At 39.8% G+C, this 21,365-nt stretch carries 20 protein-coding genes; 16 read left to right on the top strand and 4 right to left on the bottom strand.

What is annotated here, in order from left to right; all coding sequences use genetic code 11:
• Positions 1 to 261 precede the first annotated feature (261 nt).
• From A8F95_RS06090 to pruA, 8 genes are all read left to right on the top strand, one after another.
• Entirely contained in the window at positions 262 to 1,464 is a 1,203-nt protein-coding gene (locus A8F95_RS06090) for an MFS transporter (RefSeq protein ID WP_065409733.1), read from the top strand.
• Positions 1,465 to 1,953: 489 nt separating this feature from the next.
• Positions 1,954 to 2,481, top strand: a complete 528-nt coding sequence (locus tag A8F95_RS06085; RefSeq protein ID WP_065409732.1) for a YceI family protein — start codon at positions 1,954 to 1,956, stop codon at positions 2,479 to 2,481.
• 144 nt (positions 2,482 to 2,625) lie between these two features.
• Positions 2,626 to 3,609, top strand: a complete 984-nt coding sequence (locus A8F95_RS06080) for a ring-cleaving dioxygenase (protein WP_065409731.1) — start codon at positions 2,626 to 2,628, stop codon at positions 3,607 to 3,609.
• 18 nt (positions 3,610 to 3,627) lie between these two features.
• A complete protein-coding gene (locus tag A8F95_RS06075) occupies positions 3,628 to 4,221 on the top strand; it encodes an NADPH-dependent FMN reductase (RefSeq protein ID WP_065409730.1) in 594 nt (197 codons plus the stop codon).
• Positions 4,222 to 4,389: 168 nt separating this feature from the next.
• Positions 4,390 to 5,331 carry a ring-cleaving dioxygenase gene (locus A8F95_RS06070; protein ID WP_065409729.1) on the top strand — a complete coding sequence of 314 codons (942 nt, stop codon included), beginning with the start codon at positions 4,390 to 4,392 and terminating at the stop codon, positions 5,329 to 5,331.
• A gap of 56 nt (positions 5,332 to 5,387) precedes the next feature.
• On the top strand, positions 5,388 to 6,326 hold the full coding sequence (locus A8F95_RS06065; protein ID WP_065409728.1) for a ring-cleaving dioxygenase: 939 nt from the start codon (positions 5,388 to 5,390) through the stop codon (positions 6,324 to 6,326).
• 64 nt (positions 6,327 to 6,390) lie between these two features.
• The gene (locus A8F95_RS06060; RefSeq protein ID WP_065409727.1) at positions 6,391 to 6,993 is read left to right on the top strand and encodes an alpha/beta hydrolase; all 603 of its coding nucleotides are present in this window, start codon (positions 6,391 to 6,393) and stop codon (positions 6,991 to 6,993) included.
• 363 nt (positions 6,994 to 7,356) lie between these two features.
• Positions 7,357 to 8,988, top strand: a complete 1,632-nt coding sequence (gene pruA / locus A8F95_RS06055) for an L-glutamate gamma-semialdehyde dehydrogenase (protein WP_065409726.1) — start codon at positions 7,357 to 7,359, stop codon at positions 8,986 to 8,988.
• 332 nt (positions 8,989 to 9,320) lie between these two features.
• Here pruA and A8F95_RS06050 read toward each other — a convergent pair whose 3' ends face one another.
• Positions 9,321 to 11,093, bottom strand: coding sequence for a PhoX family protein (locus tag A8F95_RS06050; protein ID WP_065409725.1), 1,773 nt, complete (start codon positions 11,091 to 11,093; stop codon positions 9,321 to 9,323).
• Between the two features lie 595 nt (positions 11,094 to 11,688).
• Between A8F95_RS06050 and A8F95_RS06045 the strand changes: the two genes are divergently transcribed.
• From A8F95_RS06045 to A8F95_RS21890, 6 genes are all read left to right on the top strand, one after another.
• The gene (locus A8F95_RS06045; RefSeq protein WP_065409724.1) at positions 11,689 to 12,249 is read left to right on the top strand and encodes a TetR/AcrR family transcriptional regulator; all 561 of its coding nucleotides are present in this window, start codon (positions 11,689 to 11,691) and stop codon (positions 12,247 to 12,249) included.
• 3 nt (positions 12,250 to 12,252) lie between these two features.
• Positions 12,253 to 13,701, top strand: a complete 1,449-nt coding sequence (locus A8F95_RS06040) for a DHA2 family efflux MFS transporter permease subunit (RefSeq protein ID WP_065409723.1) — start codon at positions 12,253 to 12,255, stop codon at positions 13,699 to 13,701.
• 155 nt (positions 13,702 to 13,856) lie between these two features.
• Positions 13,857 to 14,357 carry a CarD family transcriptional regulator gene (locus A8F95_RS06035; protein ID WP_065409722.1) on the top strand — a complete coding sequence of 167 codons (501 nt, stop codon included), beginning with the start codon at positions 13,857 to 13,859 and terminating at the stop codon, positions 14,355 to 14,357.
• A 142-nt stretch (positions 14,358 to 14,499) separates the two neighbouring features.
• On the top strand, positions 14,500 to 15,477 hold the full coding sequence (locus tag A8F95_RS06030; protein WP_065409721.1) for a M20/M25/M40 family metallo-hydrolase: 978 nt from the start codon (positions 14,500 to 14,502) through the stop codon (positions 15,475 to 15,477).
• A 449-nt stretch (positions 15,478 to 15,926) separates the two neighbouring features.
• A complete protein-coding gene (locus tag A8F95_RS06025) occupies positions 15,927 to 16,418 on the top strand; it encodes a DUF421 domain-containing protein (protein ID WP_065409720.1) in 492 nt (163 codons plus the stop codon).
• Positions 16,419 to 16,512: 94 nt separating this feature from the next.
• Positions 16,513 to 16,677: a KGG domain-containing protein gene (locus tag A8F95_RS21890; RefSeq protein WP_095407449.1), complete on the top strand. Its 165-nt coding sequence runs from the start codon at positions 16,513 to 16,515 to the stop codon at positions 16,675 to 16,677.
• Positions 16,678 to 17,389: 712 nt separating this feature from the next.
• On the opposite strand, the gene A8F95_RS06020 is transcribed toward A8F95_RS21890, so the two are convergent.
• From A8F95_RS06020 to A8F95_RS06010, 3 genes are all read right to left on the bottom strand, one after another.
• Positions 17,390 to 17,830 carry a spore coat protein gene (locus A8F95_RS06020; RefSeq protein WP_065409755.1) on the bottom strand — a complete coding sequence of 147 codons (441 nt, stop codon included), beginning with the start codon at positions 17,828 to 17,830 and terminating at the stop codon, positions 17,390 to 17,392.
• A gap of 88 nt (positions 17,831 to 17,918) precedes the next feature.
• Complete coding sequence (locus A8F95_RS06015; protein ID WP_065409719.1) at positions 17,919 to 18,116, bottom strand: hypothetical protein; 198 nt, start codon at positions 18,114 to 18,116, stop codon at positions 17,919 to 17,921.
• A 131-nt stretch (positions 18,117 to 18,247) separates the two neighbouring features.
• The gene (locus A8F95_RS06010) at positions 18,248 to 19,132 is read right to left on the bottom strand and encodes a LysR family transcriptional regulator (protein WP_065409718.1); all 885 of its coding nucleotides are present in this window, start codon (positions 19,130 to 19,132) and stop codon (positions 18,248 to 18,250) included.
• A gap of 140 nt (positions 19,133 to 19,272) precedes the next feature.
• On the opposite strand from A8F95_RS06010, the gene A8F95_RS06005 reads away from it, so the two are divergent.
• Positions 19,273 to 20,049, top strand: coding sequence for an alpha/beta hydrolase (locus A8F95_RS06005; protein ID WP_065409754.1), 777 nt, complete (start codon positions 19,273 to 19,275; stop codon positions 20,047 to 20,049).
• Positions 20,042 to 21,259, top strand: coding sequence for an MFS transporter (locus A8F95_RS06000; protein ID WP_065409753.1), 1,218 nt, complete (start codon positions 20,042 to 20,044; stop codon positions 21,257 to 21,259). The genes A8F95_RS06005 and A8F95_RS06000 overlap by 8 nt, the downstream gene beginning before the upstream one ends.
• Positions 21,260 to 21,365: the final 106 nt, after the last annotated feature.

Genomic DNA, 21,365 nt, shown 5'->3' with positions numbered 1-21,365 from the left:
CCAAATAGCGTTTCCTTTTTAAGTGAATAAATAACGAAATACATATAACGTGATCATTTCGCAGACTCAAGGTCATGCGGAGGAATAACGAAAAGGGAGGAAGGTAGTTTTGGATAATGAATTCCATAAAAAGGAAAATTGATATGAAGTGTATACATTGTTTTTGAATGACCCAGTGTATACAATTAAATAAGTCCGAATGAAAGATATTTTTTCATAATGTAGTGCAATTGCAAGAATGGTAAGGAGAATGGAGGAAATATGGGACAGAAGAAAGAAAGATTTCCGTGGTTGTATTTAGTGCTCCTTTCAAGCGTTAGCTTTATGGGGATCTTATCAGAATTAGTACCATCGGGAATCCTGACTGAAATGAGTGAAGGTTTGCATGTATCGTATTCATCTATAGGGTTATTAATAAGCGTTTATGCCATTGCATCTGCTGTGGGAACGATTCCATTAATTACCTTAACGATGTCAATGAATAGAAAAAAACTTTTGACGATATTAATGTATGTATTTGGGGTTTCAAATTTAATCATTGCTTTCTCCTCATCTTATTTTCTAACGGCGGCTGCTAGACTTGTTGGAGGGATCAGTGCGGGTGTATTGTGGCCAATGGTCTCTGCTTATGCTATGCGGCTAGTACCCTCAAAATTACATGGAAGAGCCATTGCGGTTACAATGTCTGGAAGTACCCTTGGACTGGGAGTCGGTTTGCCGATTATGACAACCGTTGGTACAGGTTTTGGATGGAGAATAGAGTTTGGCGTTCTTTCTGCGATTATTTTTGTCATTGCCATTTTGGGGCAAATTATTTTACCTTCAGTTGGAGGGGAAAAACGAACAGCTGCTAATTCACCATTTTACATTATACGCAATAAATCTGTTGTCATCTGTTTAGTCGTGACCCTCTTTACTATTATGGCGCATTACGGTTTATATACTTATATTTCACCGCTTGTAGAGGGTTTTGGTGTAGCCGGTGGTATAAAGTTGGTCTCCATCTTGTTTGGTGCGGGAACGATTATATCGGTTGTACTGGCAGGTAAAGTAGTGGATGATCACCTTGGATCTCTGACGGTCTTTATGTTAACTTTGGCTTTTGGAACAATGTTTTTGTTTGTAGCCTTTAAGGGAATGCTATATGTCTCACACCTTGCTTTCCTTTTATGGGGTGTGTCGTTTGGCGCGCTTGTTACAATATTCCAGGCTGCAGTGACAAGACAAGTAGGAACGGGAAAAGACATTGCAACTTCTCTCCAGTCCAGTACCTTTAATTTTGGAATTGTGTTTGGAAGTGCACTCGGTGGCACTATTTTAGATCATTTATCGGTCTACCATATTATTTATGTAACCATCGTATTATTAGTTGTTCCGATTTTATTAAGCATGTTTTCTAAAAAGACGTTTTGGCAAAGTGACATTGATGAAGGAGAACCTAAAGCAAAATACAAGGTGGTTTGAGGTTTGCCTATACCTTTGTTGAAAAATTCATCTATAAACATTGATATATTAAGGGATAGAGCGATCTTTATCAAATCGTGATCATTTTGCTAGCGGCAAGCGTTACTAAACACTCTAAATCAAAAAGCCTCTCATCAATTCATCAAATTGATGAGAGGCTTTTTTGTAAGGGTACAATATAGCTCATTCGTTACAGTCAACGATGAATGGCTTGACCTGAGGACATGACTTTTCCATTCTGATGATCCTAAACTAAAAATCCCAAACAAAAATTAAAAAATAATCTTTCCAAACATGTTGACACACATCTCCTTTATGTGTTAAATTTATCTCTAATTAAAGATAATTTAATTCGAGATAAATTATTTCAAGATAGCTTATTTGGAGATAATTGTTAAGGCTTTGGTAGGCTAATGATTATTTTTTCCAGCTTTATTTCTGAAGACTATCTTAAATTTAAAAAACATATACTCAAGGGGGAAATGTATAATGGCAAAATTTACGGTGGATCAATCACACTCTAGCATTGGATTTGAAGTAAAACATATGATGGTTTCGAAAGTGAAAGGGAATTTTGATTCTTACACGGCAGAAGTAGAAGCGGCAGATCTAACAGACTTAACAACAGCTAATATTGCTTTTACTTTTGATGTAGCAAGCATTAATACTCGCTCTGAAGATCGTGACAATCACTTGAAGTCAGGCGACTTCTTTGATGCAGAGAAATACCCATCTATCACATTTAAATCAACAAACATTTCAAAAGATGGCGATGACTACAAAGTAACGGGCGATCTAACGATTAAAGACGTGACAAAACCTGTAACATTCGACGTTGAATTCGGCGGTAAAGGTACAAACCCGTGGGGAGTGGAAGTTTACGGTTTTGAAGCATCCACAAAAATTAACCGTGAAGAATTTGGACTCACTTGGAATGCAGCGCTTGAGACAGGCGGCGTATTAGTAGGAAAAGATATCAAAATTACAGTGGAATTAGAAGTAAATCCACAAGCTTAAGTTCATACACATGGGAATGATTCTATTGAATCTATGCCAGCTTTGATGTATAGATTCAATAGAATTCCCTATACTAAGGCATAACAAGCTTTATTTTTAACTATATATCTCGAATTCGAGATATTGATAGGAGGAAATCATGTAATGAACGCACTAAAAGGCGTACATCACGTTACAGCGATTACAAGCAGCGCAGAAAAAATTTATGATTTCTTTACGTATACGCTTGGTTTACGGTTAGTCAAAAAAACAGTCAACCAAGATGATATTCAAACGTATCATTTATTTTTCGCGGATGATGCAGGGAGCCCGGGCACAGATATGACGTTTTTCGATTTCCACGGCATTCCAAAAGGAGTCCATGGAAACAATGAGATATCCAAAACCTCCTTCCGGGTACCAACTGATGAAGCGTTAACTTATTGGGTGAAACGATTTGATAAATACGATGTGAAACATGAAGGAATTCAAGAGCAGTTTGGTAAAAAGGTATTATCTTTTGTGGACTTTGATGATCAGCATTATCAACTGATCTCAGATGAACAAAATGAGGGCGTTGCTTCTGGTACGCCATGGCAAAAAGGACCAATTCCTCTTGAGTATGCTATTACAGGATTAGGACCTTTCTTTGTGCGGACAGCTTATTTTGATTATTTCAAGGAAGTGTTGGAAAAAGTATTTCATATGAAGGAAGTTGCACAAGAAGAGTCTTTCCACTTATTTGAAATGGGGGAAGGCGGCAACGGTGCGCAAGTTATTGTTGAGTACAATACCGTTTTGCCTCAAGCACGCCAAGGATTTGGCACAGTTCACCATGCAGCCTTTCGGGTGGATGAGCGGGCAGACTTAGAATCATGGCAGCAACGGTTGGCTGGATTTAATCTTCCGAATTCCGGGTATGTCGAACGCTATTATTTTGGTTCGCTATATACAAATGTGGCTCCATCTATTCTTTTTGAACTTGCAACAGATGGTCCCGGTTTTATGGGGGATGAACCTTATGAAACACTTGGGGAAAAGCTATCTTTGCCGCCATTCTTTGAAGAAAAACGTGAAAAAATCGAGTCACTCGTGCGGCCGATCGATACCGTTCGCAGCACAAAGCACTTCGATAAAGAATACTTGTAAGGAAGTGACATTAGCAATATGGGATTTTTAACTAAATTATTCGGCTCACAACCAAAGGAGGAACCATCAATGACTAATATTAATATCGGTATTATTTTAGGATCAACTCGTGAAGGACGTGTAAGTCCGCAAGTAGGTGCTTGGGTAAAGGAAATAGCAGACAAACGCGGTGACGCAAACTATACAATCATTGATATCGCAGATTACAAATTACCGTTACTAGGTGAACCAGGTGCTGACGCTTCAGGAGCAGCTGCATGGTCAGAAATTATTGCAAAACAGGACGGCTTCGTGTTTATTGTACAAGAATATAACCACTCGATAACAGGCGCGCTTAAAAATGCATTAGACTACTTACGTGAAGAATGGAATAACAAAGCTGCTGGTATCGTTTCTTACGGTTCAGTAGGCGGGGCTCGTGCAGCAGAACATTTACGCGGGATCTTGGGCGAGTTATCCGTAGCGGATGTGCGTGTTCATCCAGCATTGTCCTTATTCACTGATTTTGAAAATGGAACAGATTTTAAACCAAAAGAGGTACAAGAAAGCTCAGTAAACCAAATGTTAGATCAAGTGATTCCGTGGGCTACTGCTTTAAAAACGATTCGTTAATATAGGACATCACGTTGATTGAAACGTTTGTCAACAGCCTGACACTATGTGCATGGTACCATGCACATAGTGTTATCTAGTATGAAGACTGTGCAAATCGATATCAAGTTTATTGAAGGATATGCTCAGTCGTTGTACTCCATTTTATAAAGGAATGGGTGAGGACAAATGGAAAAAATCGCAGGGCATCATCATATTTCCATGATTACAAAAAATGCAAAAGAAAATAATAATTTCTATCAACATGTACTTGGTTTACGCAGGGTAAAAGTATCTGTCAATCAAGATGATCCATCGATGTACCATTTGTTTTACGGAGATTTAACAGGGAGCCCAGGAACAGGATTAACGTTTTTTGAAATGCCATTTGTTGGGCATACTCATCGAGGGACTAATGCTATTACTAGAATTGGATTGCTGGTGCCATCCATTGAAAGTCTTATGTATTGGAAAGAGCGGTTCGCTTTATTTGGGGTAGAACATGGAGAAGTGACCACCTATGCAGGAAGAGATGCTCTTCATTTTGAGGATAAAGAAGGACTCCGCATGGTGTTGTTACATCATAACGGGGAACCTGTTCCGGACCATTGGAGAGAGTGGGATGATGCTAGTGTGGAACAGCAGCACCGCATTCTTGGAATGGGCCCGGTTGAAATAACCGTTCGTTCTTTAGGTCGTTTGTCCAGCACGTTGGAAAATATTTTTCGTTACACACTAATATCACGCACTGACAAACAAGCTATTTATCAGTCAATACAAGGTCAATCTTTTGGAGAAATTGTGATTGTCGAACAAGAGGGACCCGATGAAAAACCGGGCAGAGGAAGCATTCATCATTTAGCGATTCGAGTGAAAAATAGTAAAGAGCTACGGCTATGGGAACAGCGCATTAAAGACTCAGGTTTAAAGATTGTGAAGGCAACGGACAGATATTACTTCGAAAGTGTCTATTTTAGAGAGGAAAATGGAATTTTGTTCGAGTTAGCGACTGATGGACCGGGCTTCACGGCTGATTCTTCCGTTAAAGAGCTAGGTCAAAAACTCGACTTGCCGCCATTTTTAGAATCAAGACGTACTGAAATCGAGGCGAAATTAGGACCCATTGAATAAGCTTGATGTATGAGTAAAAACAAGGGCAGACCAACTAATAAATTGGAGAGAAAAAGATGAAAAAACAGACTGCGGGGATTCACCACATTACTGCCATTGTGGGTCATCCACAAGAAAATATTGACTTTTATGCAGGCATACTTGGCTTGCGGCTTGTAAAGCAAACGGTTAACTTCGATGATCCAGAAACCTATCACTTGTATTTTGGAAATGAAGGTGGCAAGCCAGGAACCATTATTACGTTTTTCCCTTGGGCAGAGGCATACAAAGGCCGGATAGGAGATGGACAAGTTGGTGTCACAACTTATGTCGTTCCTATAGGTTCATTGGATTTCTGGAAAGACCGATTCGCTAAATTCAATATAGACTATACAATAGCAGAACGATTTGGTGAAAGGTATGTACAATTTGAAGATCCACATGGTTTACAACTTGAAATCGTAGAACGTGAAGGTGGGGAAGAAAACGTCTGGATGTTCGGCAGCATTACAAAAGACGTTGCGATTAAGGGTTTTGGAGGTGCGATTCTCTACTCAAGTCGCCCTCAAGAAACTCAAGCCACCTTAGTTGATGTAATGGGACTGGAAGTAGTTGGAACAGAAGATGACTATATACGTTTTAAATCTACGGCAGACATTGGTAATATCATTGACTTGAAAATGACAACTGGTGTCCGAGGAACGATGGGAGTTGGTACTGTACATCATATCGCGTGGCGGGCAAATGATGATCATGATCATTTGGAATGGCAAGCCTATGCAATGGATAAAGGCCAACATGTAACAGAAATTAAAGATCGTAACTATTTTAATGCGATTTACTTCCGCGAATCAGGGGAAATATTGTTCGAGATTGCAACAGATCCCCCAGGCTTCGCACACGATGAAACGCATGAGACAATGGGTACTCATCTTATGTTACCACCACAATATGAACAGTTCCGTGACCGTTTAGAAAAATCGTTAATTCCTATTAATGTACGTCCATTGGACTAGTGAATACAGGTATTAAATGGAACGGCCCCAATAAAATGGACAACACTAGAAATGAGGAAATAAAATGAAACACATTTTTCAATCAGGAAAAAAATCCGGTAAACCGGTATTGCTGTTATTGCACGGTACAGGTGGAGACGAACGTGGATTATTGCCATTGGCGGAAATTGTTGATCCGGAAGCTTCTATATTAAGTGTGCGAGGAAATGTATTAGAGCATGGGATGCCGCGTTTCTTTAAACGGTTGGCTGAAGGTGTATTCGATGAAGAGGATTTAATTTTCCGCACAAATGAACTGAATCATTTCTTAGATGAAGCAGCTAGTAAATATCAATTTGATCGTGAAAATATCGTGGCCATTGGCTATTCAAACGGTGCGAATATCGCAGCGAGTTTGTTATTCCACTATGCCCATTCATTAAAAGCAGCCATATTGCATCATCCGATGGTGCCAAGACGAGGCATCGATCTTCCCGATTTATCAGGAAAGAAAGTCTTTATAGCAGCTGGAATAAATGATCCGATTTGTCCTCAGCAAGAGTCCTTAGAGCTTCAACAATTGTTAGAAGGTGCTCAGGCAGCGGTCACTGTTCATTGGGAACATCACGGCCATCAATTAACGATGAGTGAAGTGCAAGCTGCTAAGCAATGGTATGAGCAATTATAATTAGTAGAAGATCAAAGAAATTTTTAAGTGAAATAAGAATTGGATGCTCGCTAAAGCTATCTTATCAGAGAAGGCCTTTTGTCAGTTCACTAAGCTGGTAAGAGGCCTTTTCTTCTATGTAGGCGAAGGGAGATTGTAGTGTCTATATGCGCGGATAAAGAGGAGGCAGATCTGGCTGTTCAGGCTCAGAGTACCTATCAATAGTCTAGAAGAGTTATTGCTTGTAGAAAAATGCAATATATTATATATTTCTAAGTAAGAAAAGAAGCATAAAAGCAAAAAAGTGTGATATAATTTGTCGATGAAAGATGATATTTCACTACTAAAGCAACAAAGTTTCTTAACAGGAAGGAATGTGAAAGAATGAGTAACGGAATTTTCAAAATCCCAACACCTACAAATGAGCCTGGCAATACATATGCTCCAGGTACAAAGGAAAGGGAAACATTAAAGGCAGAATTAAAACGCCAATCTGATATCGTTGTGGATATCCCTGTAATTATTAATGGCGAAGATATAAAGACAGATACAGTGAAGCAAGTAGTTATGCCGCATGATCATCAACATGTTCTAGCAAACTACTCACAAGCTGGAGAAAAAGAATTACGTGATGCTGTAGAAGCGGCAATGGCTGCAAAAGAAGCATGGGCAAATATGCCATGGGAGCACCGTGCAGCTATTTTCTTAAAAGCTGCTGACTTAATCTCTGGTCCATACCGTGACCTAATGAATGCTGCTACGATGCTAGGACAATCCAAAACAGCTATTCAAGCTGAAATTGATTCTGCTCAAGAGTTAATCGATTTCTTGCGTTTTGGCGTTGATTATGCTAACCAAATCTATCAAATTCAACCGGCAAGCATGAAAAATGTTTGGAACCGTACAGACTACCGTCCATTAGATGGTTTCGTGCTAGCCATTTCTCCATTTAACTTCTCAGCAATCGGCGGGAACTTACCAGCAGCTCCTGCAATGATGGGGAACGTAGTTGTTTGGAAACCAGCAACAACTTCTTTATTAGCAAACTACTACTTTATGCGTATTCTAGAAGAAGCAGGATTACCAAAAGGCGTAATCAACTTCGTGCCTTCTCGTGGTTCACAAGTATCAGAAGTCGTATTAACAGACTCTCGCATGGCTGGATTCCACTTCACTGGATCAACAAGCACGTTCCAGACAATTTGGAAAACAGTTGGAGAAAACATTGCAAACTATCAATCTTATCCTCGTCTAATTGGGGAAACAGGCGGTAAAGACTTTGTTTTCGCTCACGAAAGTGCACAAGCAGACAAAGTGGTAGCTGGCCTTGCTCGTGGAGCATTTGAATACCAAGGTCAAAAATGTTCTGCAGCTTCTCGCGCTTACATTCCAGCTAGCATGTGGGAAGAAGTAAAAACAGGTTTAGTAGAAGAAGTTTCAAAACTTAAAGTTGGGGATGTTCGTGACTTCCGTAACTTCATGGGTGCAGTGATTGATAAACCAGCATTTGATTCCATCACAAGCTACATCGAATATGCAAAAGGTTCAGATGAGGCAGAAATTATTGCTGGTGGTACGTATGATGATTCTGTTGGTTATTTCGTTCAACCGACAATCATTGTGACAACAAATCCAAACTTCAAAACAATGAAGGAAGAAATTTTTGGACCAGTCTTAACGATCTATGTATACGAAAATGAGCAATTAGAAGAAACATTACATGCTGTTGATACAGCTTCTATGTACGCTTTGACAGGTTCAATCTTTGCACAAGATCGCCAAGCAATTCAGTACTTAGAAAACCGCTTATCTGGCGCAGCTGGTAACTTCTATATCAATGACAAACCAACTGGTGCAATGATTAACCAACAACCATTTGGTGGTTCTCGCGGATCTGGTACGAACGATAAAGCAGGTTCTGTATTCAACATGATTCGTTGGACGAGCCCTCGCGTTATCAAAGAAAACTTTGCACCAACTACAGATGTTGCTTATCCATTTATGGATGAAGAATAATCTAAAATGTAAAAAGAGGCTGAGACATCTTGTCTCAGCCTCTTTTTTGTGCAATTTGCTCGTACCTGTGTAGGACAAGTTCATGGCTTGCAGCAAAGGCAGAAGGATTCATTGGTCAAAAACCGACTGCTCCTTGTGATCGTTGGCCAAATTGATAATAAGTTTCTCTAGCTGTGGTGTTCTGATCATCTCGCTCCTCGCCAAGCTTTGCGCCTCGAAGGACAAATGTTTTCAATCAGCCTGAAACATTGAAACTAAACCTTATCTACACTCTCAAAGACCCTTACCTAATATACTTAGATAAGGGTCTTCTTTAATATAGCCGCAATAAGTTATTTCTTTTCTTTAATGTCTTTGCCGTTGTTTCCGAGGGAAGGGAGACCGGATAGATAACCGGCATTCCCTGGGCTTTGAGAACCAGCCATTAAATACGTAAAGCCGTTTAGGTTATCAATGGCTTGAATTCCTGTAACTTCGCCGCCATCAGCAGCTGATAGAATTCGAGAAAGCTTCTTTGTATCAATATTGTAGGCCCAGCCAAAGTTGTTGACGTGATTACCGCTATCTTCTGCAATAAATAAAGTTCTCATTTTTTCAGAGTAGGTAATGTTATCTGGGTTTGCAATTTTATCTACATTCGCTTTGTTCCCCTCTGAATCTTTCTTAGGAAGGTCTTCTCCCGTTAGTAGACCGCTAATTTCATTGGCTACATATTTACTCTTAATTTTGTTTCCATCACTATCTGTTTGATTTTCGGCTAAGTTCATCTCATAGATTCCACCCGCATTGATTTTAGGAACATGTATATCATCTGTAGGATCAGCAGGATTAGCTGTCATGCCGCCACTGATTGTGGACATGGTCATATACATCTTATTATCAGCTTTATTCATTTCAAGTGTTTCCATCTTATTAAATTCAGCAGTTGCTCCTTTAAGCGCACCATAACGGCGGGATTCTAAGAAGGCAGCGGCTTTTTCCATGCCTGGCTTTACTTTTAGCCATTCATCTCTTCCGCCTGCTTTTGTTCTTGTGAATCCATTTGCTTTTGCGTATTCTGCGTCTGTAGCCGTTTCAAAAATATCGCTGAATGTAGTATTTTGAGCTAATTCTTTAATTTCTTCATCTGTTGCGTGGCCTAATTTAATCCATTCTAAATTAGCAGAACCACCATTTTCTTCGCCCGTTTGATTCCATTTTGCTGCATATAGCGTTCCTGCTGATAAATCCTTAACTTTATCGGCGATATACATAAATGCCATTGTATAGCTGCCGTCATCACCAAAATAAACAGTGCGATTATCTGGTGCTACTTTTACATTTTCAATGGAAAGACGTCCCATGCTATAGTGTTTCACTGCAGTAGCCTGTCCTTTTTCGTCAATAGATACCTCTGGAACATAGCCATAAAGATAAGGATTACCAATCACTGTATTATCTTGATAGTAATTACGGGCAAACTGAGTAACTGAAGAGTTTTCAGGATTTGCTTCATGAGCTCTTGCATCTGGCTCGTATTCTTCACTTCCTAAATGCGTATTCCATGGAGATAAAGAACCCGCACATGGAGTCCAAATTCCGCCGTAAGCTGAAAAATCAATCGGAGTTATATCTGTTACCGTTAATTCTCCAGTTTCTTTATTTTGTTCAACAGTATTTAGCATCATCGCTTCTGGCATATTTCCTATCTCATTAGATGGAATACTTTCATAATGATTCACCATGTACAATTTTCCGTTCACTTTTAAGAGAGTGTTACTATCTGGAGAAGAAGAAAGATAAGGAGTTCCATCTGGCTTTGTCATCATCTTTCCATTTGCGTCATAAGTTGCACCGGCAATTTTTCCGTTAATTTCTTTGCCAGGTGTAAACAAGGATTTATACTCTAGTGGCAAGGTTTGTTGAGTGCCGTTTTTGTATGTAACTTTAACAGATGCTTCACTATACATTTTAGAACGTTCTTCGTCTGTGTCAGGCGCAGCCATCCCGATAAATTCCACTTTCTCTACTGGTATGTTTTTGTTAGGATCAGCTAATACATTGGAAGCCGTTGGGAATAAAACCGCCAGGCTTAATAATGGAGCAATATATTTTGCTTTTTTCATTTTTATGCCTCCAATTTTTATCGTTCTTTTGAAATTTCTATTAAATTATAGGAAAGGAATGTAAAGTGAACATGCTGAAAATGTGAAGATTACAGAATCATTCAAAAATGAGAAAAAAGTTTGGTTTTATTAGAGAAAGACCAGCTATATTTTGTGGTTTTAAAAAAATAAAGGGAATTTGGTGCTAAATTATATAGGTAGAGTAAGATCTATCAGATAAAAATGATGAATGTATGTAAAGGCACTTTTAATAAATATTTACAAATTTAATATTAACTTAGCCTTTTAAGTAATAGATTTGTATACATTTGAAAGTGACTGGGCATCATAATGTAATCTGCCCTCTAAAACCTTAGGGTATAAGGGTTTAGAGTGAAAACCTGACAGAGGGAGTTTTTAATGGAGGTTTCCCCATAAGCTCACTGACCCTTTTAGCAGCCTTTTTTATTTTTGGTGTAGCGTAAAGCGCATCGATAAATGTGTCTAAAATATTAAAACTATTACTAACAAGGTACAAAAAACTCTTGCTTTATAGAAAATTTTTTTGATATCATTTTAAACAAACCGGTCGGTATGATGGAGGTGTACTACGGAAATGGATACAAAATCGCAAATAATCAGCACTGCGACGGCTCTTTTCCAGCAAAAAGGATACAAGGGTGTAGGGCTAAGCGAAATTTTAAAAGCGTGTGGGATTACGAAAGGTTCGCTTTATCATCATTTTCCTAATGGAAAGGAAGAATTACTAATCGCTTGCCTTCAGTTGCTAAACGAAGCTATTACTACGGACATTGAGGATATTTTTGAACGGCATTCAACGGCTGAGGAAGCTACAGAGGCCATGATTGAAAAATTAATAGCGGACTTTGAACGAGAGGGAACGGTGACGGGTTATACGTTTAGCAGCATGGTGAGCGAAATGGCGTCACTTAGTGAACCCGTTCGACAAGCTTGTTCTTTCCTATATATAAAGATTCAAGGAATTTATGCGGATAAGTTAGCAGCAGATGGTTTTTCAAAAGAAAAGGCTGATTCCATAGCTCTGATGATGACGGCTTCAATCGAGGGTGGCATTATGCTTTGTTTAACACAAAAGGCGAGTGATCCATTAAAAGTGATTTCAGGAGTATTATCCAATCTATTGAAGGAGCATTAATGAATGAATCAACAAGCCAAAATAGTTTCAATCGTCAATGAACCAATCAAAACAGGTCCAATCATGGCCGCTCTTTTAGTAGCCGGATTTGTAGGGCTTTTCAGTGAAACGGCCTTAAATATTGCTTTAGGAGAGCTAAGCCACATTTTCAATGTCAATGCAACAACGGTCCAATGGCTGGCAACAGGCTACTTTTTAACATTAGGTATTTTAGTGCCTGTCACGGGCATATTGATGCAAAAATTTACAACGCGTCAAATGTTTATGACATCGATCTTGTTATTTATCGGTGGCACCGTTTTAGCGGCGGCAGCGCCTGCATTCGGCGTTTTATTAGCAGGGCGTATTATTCAAGCAGCAGGATTAGCGATTAATTTACCTTTAACACAAAATGTTATTTTTACAATCTTTCCTCCGAATAAACGAGGCGGCGCCATGGGGGTGATGGGCTTGGTCATGTTAGCCGGCCCTGCACTAGGTCCAACATTGGCAGGACTTATTCTGGATACGTTATCGTGGCATTGGATTTTTTGGGTAACGATCCCGTTCTTGCTGTTTTCTCTTATTTTCGGATTCATTTACTTGCCGAATGTAAATGAGGTACGCAAGGTTTCGATTGATGCTGTATCCGTCATTCTTTCAACTATTGGATTTGGCGGTATCGTGTACGGATTCAGTGTATCGGGTGACGCTGGGTGGACAAGTTCCACGGTTCTTGGAGCGATTATCGTTGGGGGAATGGCCCTTATTATTTTTGCGGTTCGTCAAACGAAAATGGAGACGCCTATGCTAAATTTAAAGGCATTTACGTATCCGCTCTTCGTTCTAGGGATCTTTATGAGTTTTATCACGTTTTTTAATATGTTATCCATGCTTGTCATTTTACCGATGTACATGCAAATGGCTCTACTGATTGCGGCGTTTACAACAGGTCTGATTCTGCTTCCAGGCAGCTTGCTTAACTGTGTGTTAGCTCCAATGATTGGCCGTTTGTTTGACAACTATGGTCCAAGAGCAGTGATTACACCAGGTACCATTTTAGTCGCCATTAGTTATGCCGTCTATTCACAATTTGGCACAGATACTGCTTTATGGATGATTGTGTTAACGCATATTGTGATGATGTTAGGAATTGGAGCGGTACTTGCTTCTGTACAAACCAATACGCTTAATTCCCTGCCTAAACAGTATTATCCAGACGGAATTGCGTTAACACAGACGCTCCAACAAGTATCTGGTGCAATTGGGATTGCAGTGATGGTATCGATCTTATCCGCAAAACAAGCGAGTTATTTAGCGGATGTGGCAAATGAACCGGCACAGGCAGCCGCAACAGGATCATCACTCGTCTTTAAAATTAGTTTATTATTAGCCGTAATCAATGTTGTGCTGTCTTTGTTCATCAAAAAGCCGGATCATTCGGTTAGCCACAAACGTGTAAAAGCCAGCTAGCAGCGAAAAGGTAAATGGAACTGGATTGTAGTAGCCTTTGTTCAAGATAAATAGTTTGTTTCTATTAAAATTAGCGTGGTCAGGGAGCTTTTGACTAGGCAGTTTCAAGCTAACAGGGTCAATTAAGTTAATAGTTTTGGAGAGGAGCAAAAGAAATGTTTCATATTGGAGAGTTAGTGATCTATTCAGCACATGGTGTCTGTCAAATAGATGAAATAGGGGAGAAGGCTTATTTTGGTGCTCCTAGAGAGTATTACACGTTACATCCTCTTGAAAATAATAAATTAACCATTAGTGTGCCAGTAGATCATGAGGAGGAGACGATACTTAGAATCATAGATCGCGACAGAGCAGAAGAAATTTTGCATTCTTTTGCATCGCCTGGTATCGAGTGGATTGAAAAAGGGCACGACCGTGCCAGAATATACTCTGCTGTTGTAAAGACGGGAAACCGAAATGATATTGCTAAAATAGTGAATACGTTAATGCGGAAAAAGGATGAAGCTGAACGTGACGAAAAGAAACTAGGTGAATTTGAACGCCAGCTTCTACACTCCGTTCAAAAAACATTGTTCACCGAGATAGCGATTTCCTTGCAGACTACTTACGATGCCATCTATAACGAGGCTGCAAGATTAGTAAAATTGAATCACTAGCCTGTGGCATAAAGGAAGCTATATAGGAATTTATCCTTAAATTTGCTTTCTTTCTTGAATAATACAGTGAAAAGATTGCATGTCTGGAGGATCATTGAAATACTATAAGTAGACTATGAATGGGAGAATAGGAGAGGTGAACATGAAAAATCGTTTTTATCTATCTATCGTCATGGTAGTTCTACTGCTTTTCGGCGGTGGCGGAATTGCTTCGGCAGCTACTGTTACGTATGATCCATCGCTTGTTCATAAGCCAGGGAAGATGGCTTATGAGCATACGAAATATTTAACCTACGAAATTGGCAGCCGTGTAGCTGGAACAGCAAAAGAAGCGGAGGCGCGTGATTACGTTGAAAGCCAATTGAAAAGAATGGGGTATACGACGAAGGTCCAGCCGTTTTCTTATACGAATAGAGGCGTTGAGTACCATTCATCCAACATTGTCGCTTATAAGAAAGGGAAGTCCAGCAAAGAACTCGTTGTAGGGGCCCATTATGACTCAGTGGCAGTGGGGAAAGGTTCCGATGACAATGCCTCAGGTGTCGGAGTCATGCTGGAAACCGCAGAAGTGTTAAAAAACATTAAGACTCCTTATTCTGTGAAATTTATTGCCTTTGGTGCAGAAGAAGCGGGATTGCGAGGCTCAAAGCATTACGCTGGCCAAATGACCAAACAGGAGATTCAGAATACGGTCGGAATGATCAATCTGGACAGCTTAGCTGTTGGCGATAATATGTATGTGTATGGCAGCCTAGGAGATAAAGGGTTTATTCATGATCAGGCTCTTAAAATCGCTGAAAAGAAGAAGTTAAACATTGGTACGAATCCTGGCATCAACCCGGATTATCCAGCAGGAACGACGGGGGAATGGAGTGACCATGCACCGTTCAGCAAGCTTGGAATTCCCTATGCTTATTTTGAAGCAACAAACTGGGAGATCGGGGACATGGACGGCTACACGCAAACGGTTAAGCATGGCGGTGTATGGCATACCCAAAATGATACGATTGATTTCATTGAAAGAGAGTTTCCTGGAAGGGTGGAAGAGCACCTGGAGACATTCAGCCAGACTTTGACCGAGCTTGTGAAATTTTTCGGCGAGACGAGTACTGCCAAGTAAATAAAAAGTAATGATAAAGCTAAGGGAGCATAGGCTGCGTCCCTTGGCTTTTTTGTTCCCTTTATTAGGAGGCGATCGCTTCGGCCCTGATTTCCTATCGGTCCCTTCTCCTTTTAATTTATCAAACTAAAAATAACCTTTTGTCAGTTTCCTTATTTTTGATGTTTACTTCTCTAGCAGGCGGTCTAAAGGGTTAGCAAATACCGCGTGAGGAGGCTGCAGAATGCGGAAAGAACATGTCGTTCAACAAATGGTGAATGAAATGGAGAAATAAGAACAACAGAAAGGGGGCGAAAGGGCTCTAATCGGACAACTTTCACCAATTGAATTGACTCGACTATCGGGACAAGCTTCTCAGAGCTAATGAATGGTACAGCCTATTTATTAGCTTGGCCATGTTCATTTTTTTAGCTGTAGCCATCTTTATAAAAGAGAAAAGGGGATAAAATATGGGACTTGGAATGGTGTTAATTAAATTAGCCAGTGGTTTTGTAGCCCTTGTGATTTGTATGAAATGGACAGGTACAAAAGGGATTTCTAATTTGACACCTATTGATTTTATCTGGAGCATCATGCTTTCAGAAATTTTTGGAAACGGACTTTATGATCCGCAAGTAAAATGGTACGTTGTATTGATCATGCTTCTAGTCTGGTGCGCTATCAAATTATTGTTTGATAAAATTATGTTTCATACAGATAAAGTGGAAATTCTTATATCTGGAGAGGAAGTTTTAATTATCCGCGACGGCAAGCCTGATCATAAGATGCTTAAAAAGCATTGTCTCGATCTAAGAGATCTAAAGGAAGCCTTGAGAAAGCAAAGCATCTTTTCAATAGATGAGGTTGAGCATGCGTATTTAGAGAAGGACGGAAGTGTGACGGTCAAAAAGAAAGCGACATTTGAACCCGTTACAAAGGGAGATCTAAATATAAAAGTGTAGAATGTGGCGGCCTGATTGACATAGTTCAAGGGATGAAAGAAAGGGTAAAAGCCTAAGACGAAAGAAAATATACATTTGCAAGGAGGCATTCTTCATGACTAACCATAACAATAATGACAAAAGCAAGATGACGGTAGAAGAGGCTGGCCGCAAAGGCGGAGAGAGTGCAGCCCGCAAACATGGCAAGGAGTTTTATCAGGAAATCGGAGAAAAAGGCGGGGAAGCACGCGCTGAACAGCGTGATAATGACGATGAATAAAATAGAGGGGCTGTTCCAAAAGTCAATTTTATTGACTAATGGAATAGCCCCTTTCTTTTATATTCCCTGTTAAATAGGCATAAATTGTTCATGTTAGTTTAAATATTTGAAACAAATAAAGGCCCTTTCTTTTGAAGTTGTTGTCTTCTATGATTTTTATCATTAAGCCCTGTGTCTTTCTTGACAGCATGAGAGTGCATTTTTTGACTTTATTTTTCCATAGGGAAAAAGTAAAAAAGGCCAGGAGCATTGCCTGGCCTTCAAAGTATTCTTGTTAAGGGATAAGGGGAGAAAGTATTTTATTACTTAACATCTATCTGGTCTTGTTATAGGAGAACAACAGAGATTATGCGTGTCACAGTGTTGGATGTATTAATAAGTTGTGTGATGGAGCTGCTGAGTAGAAGCAGATGGGGAGGGCATAAACCAAAAGGGGCAATATTTGTGACTATTGCATGCATGTCACAGGTTGCTATTAAGCATTTATCCTAGGAAGTACTTTATATCCCGGTCTGGCCTGCAAAATGATTTTGCCCGGCAACCAGACGGAAGTCCCCGCTAACATGCTGATTTTTCTGTCATTTATATCATCAAATAATCCTGTTCAAGGATCAGTGAATCGTTCGGAATTCAGCCTTTCTTTGCTTTGCATCATATTAGAGCTATATAAATAAAGAATGGCTGCCTTCCAGAAGGGGACTGAATTAAAACTTTACAAAATGCCGATTCTTACGAGAAGTGCAACTAAGACTTGTAATAATAATTGAATGTTTACAACTAGATCAGTATCAGTTGTGGTGATTCTGACGCCTCTTGAATTTTCTACATATGTTTGTTGTCGGTTTACTTGGCTCGATCTTAGTCTTCCTAGTAAATCTTGTGTTATTCTTTCAGCTCTGTCACTATCTGCAATGGATATACTAATAACTAACGCGATGGCAGCTTGGAGTGCTACTTGAACAGAAAGTGCAGCTTGTGTGTCAGTTGTTACGATCTCTACATCTGCTGAATCAATTACGATAATTTGCTCAAAAGATTGTTGGATCGTTTCAATTGTCCCAGTTAAATCTTGAGCCTCGTTACTTAACGGATGGCTCGATGATGCATCTAGCGCATTCCAACTTCTATTACATCTTCTTTCAGTTAGATCCATACCCTGTACTTCAGGAGCTTCGCCGGCCCATACCCTACTTTCTTTCATTCTTTATTTCTCCTTATAATTTTTTATTTTTCCTCATGACTTATTTCTCAATATTTTTCGTTAGATTTTCTACATTCTTCTTTAAATCTTTTACGAGATTTTGTAATTCTCTCTTTTCACGCGCACTTAGTTTTGGTTTGCTCATTTTTACCCCATGCTTCTTAAACAATTCATTGATTAAAAGGTCCATACTAGTTCTTGCGAGTGAATCCTGTTGTTTCTTGAAGTTCCCTGCCACTTAAACCCCTCCTTAATCGTTTATCTACTGTTAAGATATGTGCAGCGGGGGGCAGATGCATGGATGCTTGTACTGATTGGTTGGCCCTTTTTTGAGAGGGAGCCATTTATGATAAAACAGTCGTTGGTCATTTACTGATCCTTTACAACCTCAATAAAATGAGAAACATGAGGCAGCACGTCTATTTCATTTTTTCTCGTACAGACATAGGTAGGGCGTTTGATCTCAATATCCTCCACATAGACCTGCGCTACCTGTTTCCGGTATAGATAGTCTTCTATCGCTACGACCGGCGCCAGCATAGCTCCAAAGCCCGCAGCAACGGTTCGGATCGATTCATTAAGTCCATATAATTGCATGCCAATCTTTGGTGGGGGCGTTTTATGGAGGTTGCATAATGCCAGCAGTAAATCTTTCGTGGAGCTTCCTTTTTCTCGTAAAATAAAGGGTTCGTTCATGAGCTTCTCAAATGAGATCGTTTGTCCGGCAAGCTGATGATGGGAGGGAACGATAAAACAATATTCCAAATTCATAAGAAATTGATAGTGGAGATCAGGATGGTGCCGATTTTCTTCGATTACAAAGGCGAGATCGGCTTTATAATGAAGAAGCTGTTCGATCACTTGTTGTGTGTTCTCTGTTTTGACATTAACGGTGACCGATGGATAGGTTTCTTTATAGTGACACAACCATTTTGGCAGTAAAAAATTAGCTGGCACATAGGAGGCAGCAATATTTAAATCATCTGCGCCTGAGTTTTTCAACTGTGCAACCTTATTTTCGATGTCACGCTCCAAATCAAATAACCTCTGCGCTTGTTTATATAGAAAATCACCATTAGATGTAAGGGTAATCCCTCTTCCTTTTGATTCAGTCAAAGTAAGCCCAACCTCTTTTTCTAAATTCCGGATTTGAATCGTAACGGCTGGCTGGCTAATTCTTAGGACCTCTGCCGCTTTAGACACACTTTTTAATTCAGCTACCTTTGTAAAGAGGCGAAGTGCGTGTATATTCATCCTTAAACACCTACTAATAAAATTTATTTATGAAATCATATAAATTATATATTATATTTATTAATTTTCCTCTTGTATTCTTTATATAGAAGAATAAAATGACGCACTTAACGACAAGTGAACAGCAGGGAGTTATCAAAATGAAAATTGTCGCACCAAAACCTCTTATGTATCAAGCAAAAAATAGAGCAGTCCTTTTACTTCATGGTTTTACTGGCAGCACGATGGACGTCAAACTGCTGGGAAGGCATCTGCAAAAAAACGGTTATACGTGCTCTGCCCCTTTATATAGAGGGCATGGAGCAAATCCCGATGAGTTCATCCAAATGGGACCTGAAGATTGGTGGAGAGACGCAGTTGCTGGTTATGCTCATCTTGCTTCAGAGGGTTATGAGGAGATTGCTGTCGCAGGCGTTTCTCTAGGAGGAACCTTTGCTTTGAAATTAGCTTCTCTTTTAAAAGTAAAAGCGGTTGTGTCCATGTGTGCCCCTGTTCTAGAACGAGACATCACAGACTTATACAGCCGTGTAGTTGATTACGCTACAAGATACAAAAGGCTTGAAGGAAAAAGTGATGAACAAATACAAGCTGAAATAAAAGAATTCACTAAAAAACCAATGGAGTCTTTGAAAGATTTACAGCAGCTGATTAGCGATACTGGGAATAACCTCGAGGCGATTGCCGCCCCAGCCTTTGTTTTGCAAGGAAGACTCGACCATACGCTTTATAAAGAAAGCGCAGAGAGGATCTTCCGTACTATTCGTTCAGAGCCTAAGCAAATCCGCTGGTATGAAGAGTCGGGTCACATTATTACGTTAGGGAATGAACGCAAACAAATTTACGAAGATATCCGTATGTTTCTAGATTCCCTTGAATGGAAAAGAAATAGGGAAGCTGATGATCACAATGATGAATGATAATATCCATAAAGATTATATTCAACAAGGCACGCCAGCCTTTAAAAAAGCTAACTTTGCGTTGTTTGCGGCCGGGTTTATCACCTTTGCTAATCTCTATCTTACGCAGCCGCTTTTGCCGATCTTTACGAAAGAATTTAACGTCACGCCAACGATGGCCAGCCTGTCTTTATCGCTTACTACGCTTTCACTGGCGTTTGGACTGCTTATTTTTGGTTCTCTTTCTGAGGCGTGGGGAAGAAAAAACATCATGTCCAGCTGTATTGTGATCGCGTCTATCTTAACGATAATAGTCGCATTCTCACCGTCTTTTCAACTTCTTCTCCTGCTGCGAATAGTACAAGGCTTTGCTTTTGCTGGAATTCCGTCTATTGCGATGGCTTATTTAGGAGAAGAAATAGAGGGAAGAAGTTTAGGTGTCGCTATGGGGCTTTATATTAGCGGGAATTCTATTGGCGGATTAGCGGGAAGAGTATTGATGGGAACGATGACGGATCTCGTTTCTTGGAAAGCCGGGATGATATTTTTAGGTGGTATTAGTTTAATTGCTTGTCTTTATTTTATATGGGCTCTTCCGCCATCAAAGCATTTTGAATCACAGCCGCTAGCCTTGAAGCCTCTTTTCAAGTCGCTCGTGTCTCATCTAAAAGATTCCGTGTTAGTGTCATTATTTTTGATTGCTTTTTTCTTAATGGGCAGTTTCGTAACGATATTCAATTATCTTGGTTTTAAGTTAACTGAACCGCCTTATAATTTAAGTATGACGATTATCGGCTGGATTTTTCTCGTGTATTTAGTAGGCACCTTTAGCTCCACTTGGTTTGGGATATTGGCTGATAAGTATGGACGGCCTTTATTGTTAATGATAGGGGCCGTACTCATGCTGTTAGGCGTTTTATTGACCCTCCCGATCCCGATATTTTATAAGCTCGTTGGGATCGTGATCTTTACATTTGGGTTTTTCGGTGCCCATTCTGTCGCTAGCGGGTTAGTAAGCCGGCATGCCACACACGACATTGCTCAGGCCTCATCGCTTTATTTATTTGCCTATTATTTAGGGTCTAGCATCGGTGGAGCAACGGGCGGTGTATTTTGGACGCACTCGGGCTGGCATGGAGTCGTCAGCTTTACCATCATATTATTGCTAATATCAACTTTCTTAGTAATAAGAGTAAAAAAACTATCGAAGAATCCACAAAATATGATTTAACAGGCCGTGTCTAATAAGAATGAGAAAGAGCAACCTATCATTAAGATTGCTCTTTTTTGATTCCTCCAGTGAGTGTTATGCTCTCAATAGTTGAAAAGCATTTGCT

Origin of the sequence: Pseudobacillus wudalianchiensis (assembly GCF_001685015.1) — a bacterium.
Lineage (GTDB): Bacteria > Bacillota > Bacilli > Bacillales > Domibacillaceae > Pseudobacillus > Pseudobacillus wudalianchiensis.
The sequence above is the reverse complement of the archived record's forward strand: the minus strand, read 5'-3'. Positions and strand labels throughout refer to the sequence as shown.